Raw genomic sequence first — 6,965 nt, 5'->3', positions numbered from 1 at the left:
AGGCGCTGATTCTGGTGCCGATGCAGCCCCGTCCCGGTCCACCAGAAAAGCCCCTTCAGAGCAATCGCCAGACACGCTTTCTTGTTCACCATCTCAGGCATGCCAACGTAAAACTCAGGGACTAGCGTCTTATCTATATAGGCGCCGCCTAATATCGGCACTTGCTTCATGCTCGCCAGCTTGCTCTGGCAAGCTTTCTCGTTTGTCTGGTGAATAGCCGCCGACTCGGCAGATTGTTCTTTGCGAATATAAAATTCCGCTACGCAATAGCAGAGATAAAAGAACACCCCATACGTCAATAACCTTTTAACCCACTTGATCGCCTGCTTACGCGACTTCCTGGGCATTTCAAACCTCCCGGCCAAACTGCGGAACGGTTGGTATGTCGTTATGCCCGGATATCGCGCTTGCAAAAACCTCAAAATATTGGCTCACGCCCGATTCCACACTGAACCGACCTGCCGTCAACTTCGCGGCGCTGGCAAGTCCATCGTACTCACCTGCCGACTTCAAAACCTTGCTTACACTTCTGGCAACTCCTTGATGGTCGAAGAAATCCACCAACATGCCATTGGCCCCATCGACGATGACTTCCCTTACCGGAGCCGTGTCCGACGCAACGACCACACAACCAGACGCCATCGCTTCCAGTAACGACCAGGACAAGACAAACGGATACGTCAGATAAACATGGACTTTCGAACACTGCAGAACCGCTCGGTAGGTCTGGTAAGGGAGTTTCCCTGTGAAGTGCATTCTGGAGTGATCGAAACTGACCTCCGCCTCCATCCTGCTGCGCCAATCCGGGTACCCGACCGGCTTACTCCCATAACTGACACCGTCACCGCCAACCACGATGATCTGCACATCTGGGCACTCGGCCTGAATAAGCGGGATCGCTCGCATGAAACTGTGAAAGCCGCGATAAGGCTCAAGGTTTCTGGCGACATAGGTAACGATCGGCTGTCCGGCTTTGAGCTCGATTCCATTGGGCAATCTGACTGCCCCGACTTTCGCCAGGTCAGAACTTTGAATCACACCTTCGTGAATGACCCGAATCGCCGACCGGTAAGCGGCCGGAAACAGGCTGCGCTGCCACTGGGTAGGCGCGATTGCGATATCACAGTGTTCAAGATTCAACAGATGCAGCGAGTTGAGCACGCGCAGCCGTGACGACTCCCTTGCGGCTCGCCGGAATTCGGGGTCGAACCCGCAATCGGCGCCCTGCGCTCGATAGTAATACTCGCAATAGTGAATCAGCGGCGTATCGGCATAGACGTCCTTGGCAAACAGCGTCTCTCCCCATCCGGGATGAGCAAGAATCACGTCTGGCTGATAGCCCGAACGTTTCAGCCTGCCCAGGATTTCAAAAACCTTCTGCCCGTCGATCACCGCTTGTTCGTAGCGGATCAGATACGGGTGAATATTGCCGGGCGCTCGGCTGGTCGCTCGATATCGATGGATTTCCACACCGGCGACGCCCGGTGCAGTGTCCCGACCTATCGCCACAACCTCATCACCGCGCTCCAGCGCCGCCAGCACCACATGACGGAACTGACCCGGAAAATTTTGATGAATAACCAGAAGCTTCATAGCGCTGAACGTCCATTTTTCGCCGCTATCGAGCTGAGGATTGCTCGCCTCGTTCGGCGTCCACGAACGCTAACAAACACCACGAAATGAAACTGTAGGACGCTTCCGGGAATCTCCTAGGAGATGGCCAACGGAACAACTTTTCGCCGGGCAAAAAAAAGCGGCGCTTGATGCGCCGCTTGTTCATTGCAGAGATTTACCAGCGGTTGCCACGGCCGTTGTAGTCACGCCGACCGCTGTGGCGATCATAGTTGCCGCGACCGCGGTGGTCATTGTCCCAACCGCCGCGACGGTGGCCGTCCCAGCGTCCGCGATCATTGCCGTGCCAGCGACGGCTTTCGTAGTAACGCGGGGCCGGTTGGTAGTGCCGCGGCGCCTGGTAATAACGTGGTTGCTGGTAGTAACGCGGCGCTGGCTGGTAGTAACGCGGCGCTGGCTGGTAGTAGCGCGGCTGAGTGTAATAAGTGCCGCCGCTGCGGTAATAGGAGCCGCCACCGCTGTAATAGGCCGGTGCGGGTGATGTGTAGACCTCTGACCTGTAGTAGCTGTCTCCATAGGAATAAGGAACGCATCCGCCAAGGGAAAAAAGCATCACGGCAAGCAGTACGATTCGGCGATACATGGCGGCCTCCTGGACCGCGGGTTGGCCACACCAGCGACGCTGGCAGGCGACCGTCAGCAATTGCGTGACTGTCGAAGAATCAGACAGCGGTTTCGGAATCTGGTGCGTTTCTGCAACAAGTTGAAACAAGTGATCATGAAATCTTGTTAATCCGCAAATCAACCCCCCGTGAACCCTGAACACGCTGCATGACGGTGCAACCACGCACCACCACGATGCGCTATCGATCGCCCCGCTCACCTCGGCAATCCAGCAGATCCCCGCCGCAGAGGCCTCGGCCGGACTTGGCACGCCTCTCGCTTTAGCAAACCCGTGCAGGAGTCATCACAGGTTCGCGGCACCACAATTTGCAATGGCTGACTAGGGTTCCGGCTCGCAATCGCGAGTGGCTGGTCCGAGAGTTGGCGACCTCCAGTTGAGGTTACACGGCGGGACAAAAGCCCGGGAGACAAGCCACCGTTCGCGGTGCCGCGTTGCCTTCCTGTCCGCCCTCGATCAACTGGAGAATCCGCAATGATCCGACTACGTTTCCCCGCCCTGCTCGCCGCCGCTTTCGCCGCGCTCATCAGCACGCAATCTTCCGCCGCCCAGAAAGACCACTTCAGCGTGTGCTGGACGATCTACGCCGGCTGGATGCCATGGGAATACGCCGGCAGCCAGGGCATCGTCGACAAATGGGCGAAGAAATACGGGATCAAGATCGACGTCGTGCAGCTCAACGACTACGTCGAATCAATCAACCAGTACACCGCCGGCCAGTTCGACGGCTGCACCATGACCAACATGGATGCGCTGACCATTCCCGCTGCCGGCGGCGTTGACAGCACCGCGTTGATCGTCAGCGATTTCTCCAATGGCAACGACGGCATCGTGCTCAAGGGTGAAGGCAAGAAAGTCGCTGATCTGAAAGGCATGGACGTCAATCTGGTCGAGCTGTCGGTCTCCCATTACCTGCTGGCCCGCGCGCTGGACTCGGTGGACCTGACCGAGAAAGACCTGAAGGTGGTCAACACCTCCGACGCCGACATTGCCGCCGCATTCAACACCGCCGACGTCAACGCCGTGACCACCTGGAACCCGATGCTCTCGGATATCAAAGCCAAACCCGGCGTCACCGAAGTGTTCAATTCCAGCCAGATTCCCGGCGAGATCATGGACATGATGGTGGTCAACAGCGCCACCCTCAAAGACAACCCTGCGCTCGGTAAAGCGCTGACCGGCGCGTGGTTCGAAGTGGTCGCTTTGATGAACGCAAAAAATGCTGCGAGCAAAGCTGCGCTGGAACACATGGCCAAGGCCTCGGGTACTGATCTCGCCGGCTTCCAGGCGCAACTGGACACCACAAAACTGTTCGCCACGCCGAGCGAAGCGCTGAATTTCGCCACCAGCAAACAACTGCCGGACACCATGCGCAAGGTCGCCGAGTTCTCCTTCGAGCACGGCCTGCTCGGCGAAGGCGCGAAAGACCCGAGCGCGGTCGGCATGTCTTTCGCCAACGGCGTGACCAGCGGCGACACCGCCAATCTCAAGCTGCGTTTCGATCCGACCTACGTGCAGATGGCCGCCGACGCCAAGCTGTAAGCCACGGAGGATTTGGCCATGCGCCTGATCAATCGCCACCCCGATCGCCCGAGTCGCCTGTTGCTGGTGATCCTGCCGTTCGCGCTGGTGCTGTTCGCCTACTTCACAGGCTCGGCTGAGCGCCTGGCGGACAACCCCAACGACAAACTGCTGCCCAGCGCCGTGCAGATGAGCGACGCGGTAAAACGCCTGGCCTTCAACGCCGACAGCCGCACCGGTGAATACCTGCTGTGGCAAGACACTGCGGCGAGTCTGCGCCGTTTGGCCATCGGCCTCGGCATCGCGGCGCTGGCGGGTCTTTGCCTCGGTATTGCGGCGGGCACCCTGCCGCTGTTCGGCGCGCCGTTGTCGCCGTTGCTGACGGTGCTGTCGATGGTGCCGCCGCTGGCGATCCTGCCGATTCTGTTCATCGTCTTCGGGCTGGGCGAGTTGTCGAAAGTCATGCTGATCGTCATCGGCATCACCCCGGCGCTGGCCCGGGATCTGGAACAGCGTGCCCGCGACATTCCGGTCGAACTGTTGATCAAGGCGCAGACCCTGGGCGCCTCGACCTGGACGCTGATGCTGCGCGTGGTCTTGCCGCAGCTGTTGCCGCGCTTGCTGATCTCGCTGCGCTTGATGCTCGGTTCGGCGTGGCTGTTCCTGATTGCTGCCGAAGCGATCGCTTCCACCGATGGCCTCGGCTACCGGATCTTTCTGGTGCGGCGCTACCTCGCCATGGACGTGATCCTGCCCTACGTGGTGTGGATCACCCTGCTCGCCTGGCTGATGGACTGGGGCCTGAAACAGCTGACCCAGCGCGTTTTCCCTTGGTATGAGGGAGCGGCGAAATGAGCTTCATCACAGTAAAAAACGTCTGGCAGCAGTACGCCGATCAAGTGGTGCTGGAAGGCTTGAACCTGAGCGTCAACGAGGGCGAGTTCTGCACCTTGGTCGGCGCCTCCGGTTGCGGCAAATCGACCTTCCTGCGCCTGCTGCTCGGCCAGGAAAGCGCCAGTCGCGGGGAGATTCTGCTCGACGGCCAGCCCTTGGCCAGCGAGCCGGATGCCAGCCGTGGCGTGGTCTTTCAGCGCTACTCGGTGTTCCCGCATCTGAGCGTGCTCGACAACGTCGCCCTCGGTCTCGAATTGCCGCGCGCGCCCTTGCTCGGCCGGCTGTTCGGCAACGCCAAGCGCGAGGCGCGCGAGCAGGCTGCAGCCCTGCTGACAAAAGTCGGCCTCGGCCATGCGCTGGACAAGTACCCGGCACAGCTGTCCGGCGGCATGCAGCAACGCTTGGCCATCGCTCAGGCGCTGATCATGAAGCCGCGCGTGTTGTTGCTCGACGAGCCGTTCGGCGCGCTCGATCCGGGCATTCGCAAAGACATGCACGCGCTGCTGCTGGAGCTGTGGCGCGAGACGCAACTGACGGTGTTCATGGTCACCCACGACCTGTCGGAAGGCTTCAGCCTGGGCACGCGCCTGCTGGTGTTCGACAAGGTGCGCCTCGACCCGCACGCCCCCGGCGCCTATGGCGCACGCATCACCTACGACATCCCGTTGAACAGCGACCGCCGCGCCCAGCGCGCCGCCGTCGAGGCCCTGCCGCTGCCGCTGGCGGGCACCCTTCGCACTGCTTGAGAGGACTGCTGCAATGACTGATTCAATCCAACTCTTCCCACCCTTCGCTGAAGAACTGCTGCCGGGCGGCGGCCACCGTTCGTTCGTGCTCAAGCGCGGCCAATTGCTGCGCCTGACCGACCTGCGCGGCGGCGCCAATGCCAGCCTGACCTTGCTTAATGCCAATGAAAAAACCGAGCGGCTGAACCTGCCCGACAGCCTCAAATGCCAACACACCGCCAAGCTCACCGCCGGCCACTGCCTGTACTCGGACATGGGCCGCGTACTCGCCGCGATCACCGGCGACACCTGCGGTTGGAGCGACAGCCTCGGCGGTGTGCTTTGCGCACAGGAAGTCGCCGAAAAGTACGGCCAGGGCCGCTACCAGGAACTGCGCAACGGCTTCTTTCGCAACGGCACCGACAACCTGCTGGTGGAACTCGGCAAGTGGGGCCTGGGCCTGTCCGACCTGCTGATGACCCTGAATCTGTTCAGCCGCGTGAACGTCGATGAGGCCGGGCGTTTCCACTTCGTCGAGGGCAATTCGAAGGCAGGTGACTACATCGAGTTGTACGCGCCGATGGACACCCTGGTGGTGCTCACCGCCCTGCAACATCCGATGGACCCGTCACCCGAATACGCCCCGAAACCCTTGAAGCTGAGCTGGATGAACGCCGACGCCAGCGTCGCCGAACACTGCCGCACTTCGCGCCCGGAAAACGAGCGCGGCTTTATCAACACCGACCGTTTGTTCGCCTGAGGATCGCTGCCATGTCACTCGCAATTGCCACTTCGCACAAGCAAGCCGACAGCGCGATCTACCGCGCCACCATTCCCGCCGGCGAGCCCTGGCTGATGGAAGTCAAGGCCGGGCAGACCCTGCGCATCCTCGATCTGGAAGGCAATCAGGCCGTCGACACTTTGTTTTACAGCCTCGCCAACCCGAAGGAACGCTACGACGTGCAACGCACCTTGCGTAGGCAGAACAGCGTCTACCTGAGCACCGGCAGCGTGCTGTATTCCAACCTCGGCCAGCCGATGCTGACCATCGTTGCCGACACTTGCGGGCGCCACGACACCCTCGGCGGCGCCTGCGCGCAAGAGAGCAACACCGTGCGCTACGCCCTGGAAAAACGCTACATGCACAGCTGCCGCGATAACTACCTGCGCGCCTGCGCCCACGACGGCCGATTGAGCAAAGGTGACATCGGGCCGAACATCAATTTCTTCATGAACGTGCCAGTGACGGCGGATGGCGGGCTGACTTTCGAGGACGGTATTTCGGCGCCGGGCAAGTATGTCGACTTGCGCGCCGAGATGGACGTGATCGTGCTGATTTCCAACTGCCCGCAGTTGAACAACCCGTGCAATGCCTACAACCCGACCCCGGCGGAGTTGCTGGTATGGAACTGACCCTGAGCCGTTTACGCCGTTGGCTTTTTGCCCTGTGCCAGGCGCGTTCCGGGCAGTGCCTGAAACCTTCAAGGCACTGATAGTCCTGTGGGAGCTGGCTTGCCAGCGATTGCGGTGTTTCAGTCACCAACAATGTTGGATGTGCCGACCTCATCGCT

The 6,965-nt window shown here is 60.4% G+C and carries 7 protein-coding genes, 1 pseudogene and 1 riboswitch; of the genes and pseudogenes, 5 read left to right on the top strand and 3 right to left on the bottom strand.

Annotated features, from left to right (window positions below; translation table 11 throughout):
• The 3 genes and pseudogenes from F8N49_RS23630 to F8N49_RS23620 all read right to left on the bottom strand — a co-directional run.
• Window positions 1-347, bottom strand: a pseudogene (locus tag F8N49_RS23630) (hypothetical protein); the annotation flags it as partial.
• Between the two features lies 1 nt (window position 348).
• Window positions 349-1,593 (bottom strand): glycosyltransferase family 4 protein, encoded by a 1,245-nt coding sequence (locus F8N49_RS23625; RefSeq protein WP_151552813.1) that lies wholly within the window; start codon window positions 1,591-1,593, stop codon window positions 349-351.
• 196 nt (window positions 1,594-1,789) lie between these two features.
• The gene (locus tag F8N49_RS23620; protein WP_151552811.1) at window positions 1,790-2,215 is read right to left on the bottom strand and encodes a hypothetical protein; all 426 of its coding nucleotides are present in this window, start codon (window positions 2,213-2,215) and stop codon (window positions 1,790-1,792) included.
• A 349-nt stretch (window positions 2,216-2,564) separates the two neighbouring features.
• Window positions 2,565-2,665, top strand: a riboswitch (guanidine-I (ykkC/yxkD leader).
• A 63-nt stretch (window positions 2,666-2,728) separates the two neighbouring features.
• On the opposite strand from F8N49_RS23620, the gene F8N49_RS23610 reads away from it, so the two are divergent.
• Genes F8N49_RS23610 through F8N49_RS23590 form a run of 5 tightly spaced genes read left to right on the top strand, consistent with a single transcriptional unit; the run spans window position 2,729 to window position 6,807 of the window.
• The gene (locus F8N49_RS23610) at window positions 2,729-3,796 is read left to right on the top strand and encodes a putative urea ABC transporter substrate-binding protein (protein WP_151552809.1); all 1,068 of its coding nucleotides are present in this window, start codon (window positions 2,729-2,731) and stop codon (window positions 3,794-3,796) included.
• Between the two features lie 18 nt (window positions 3,797-3,814).
• The gene (locus F8N49_RS23605) at window positions 3,815-4,630 is read left to right on the top strand and encodes an ABC transporter permease (protein ID WP_151552807.1); all 816 of its coding nucleotides are present in this window, start codon (window positions 3,815-3,817) and stop codon (window positions 4,628-4,630) included.
• Window positions 4,627-5,415: an ABC transporter ATP-binding protein gene (locus F8N49_RS23600; RefSeq protein WP_125925287.1), complete on the top strand. Its 789-nt coding sequence runs from the start codon at window positions 4,627-4,629 to the stop codon at window positions 5,413-5,415. Before F8N49_RS23605 ends, F8N49_RS23600 begins: the two co-directional genes overlap by 4 nt.
• A gap of 13 nt (window positions 5,416-5,428) precedes the next feature.
• The gene (locus tag F8N49_RS23595; protein ID WP_150742387.1) at window positions 5,429-6,154 is read left to right on the top strand and encodes an urea amidolyase associated protein UAAP1; all 726 of its coding nucleotides are present in this window, start codon (window positions 5,429-5,431) and stop codon (window positions 6,152-6,154) included.
• Between the two features lie 11 nt (window positions 6,155-6,165).
• Window positions 6,166-6,807 carry an urea amidolyase associated protein UAAP2 gene (locus F8N49_RS23590; RefSeq protein ID WP_125917748.1) on the top strand — a complete coding sequence of 214 codons (642 nt, stop codon included), beginning with the start codon at window positions 6,166-6,168 and terminating at the stop codon, window positions 6,805-6,807.
• Window positions 6,808-6,965: the final 158 nt, after the last annotated feature.

The organism is Pseudomonas sp. GXM4 (genome assembly GCF_008923895.1).
Classification (GTDB): Bacteria; Pseudomonadota; Gammaproteobacteria; order Pseudomonadales; family Pseudomonadaceae; genus Aquipseudomonas; species Aquipseudomonas atacamensis.
The sequence above is the reverse complement of the archived record's forward strand: the minus strand, read 5'-3'. Positions and strand labels throughout refer to the sequence as shown.

Coding starts and splice junctions, on each gene's coding strand:
- F8N49_RS23625 (WP_151552813.1), bottom strand. CDS start 1,593: ATGAAGCTTCTGGTTATTCATCAAAATTTTCCGGGTCAGTTCCGTCAT.
- F8N49_RS23620 (WP_151552811.1), bottom strand. CDS start 2,215: ATGTATCGCCGAATCGTACTGCTTGCCGTGATGCTTTTTTCCCTTGGC.
- F8N49_RS23610 (WP_151552809.1), top strand. CDS start 2,729: ATGATCCGACTACGTTTCCCCGCCCTGCTCGCCGCCGCTTTCGCCGCG.
- F8N49_RS23605 (WP_151552807.1), top strand. CDS start 3,815: ATGCGCCTGATCAATCGCCACCCCGATCGCCCGAGTCGCCTGTTGCTG.
- F8N49_RS23600 (WP_125925287.1), top strand. CDS start 4,627: ATGAGCTTCATCACAGTAAAAAACGTCTGGCAGCAGTACGCCGATCAA.
- F8N49_RS23595 (WP_150742387.1), top strand. CDS start 5,429: ATGACTGATTCAATCCAACTCTTCCCACCCTTCGCTGAAGAACTGCTG.
- F8N49_RS23590 (WP_125917748.1), top strand. CDS start 6,166: ATGTCACTCGCAATTGCCACTTCGCACAAGCAAGCCGACAGCGCGATC.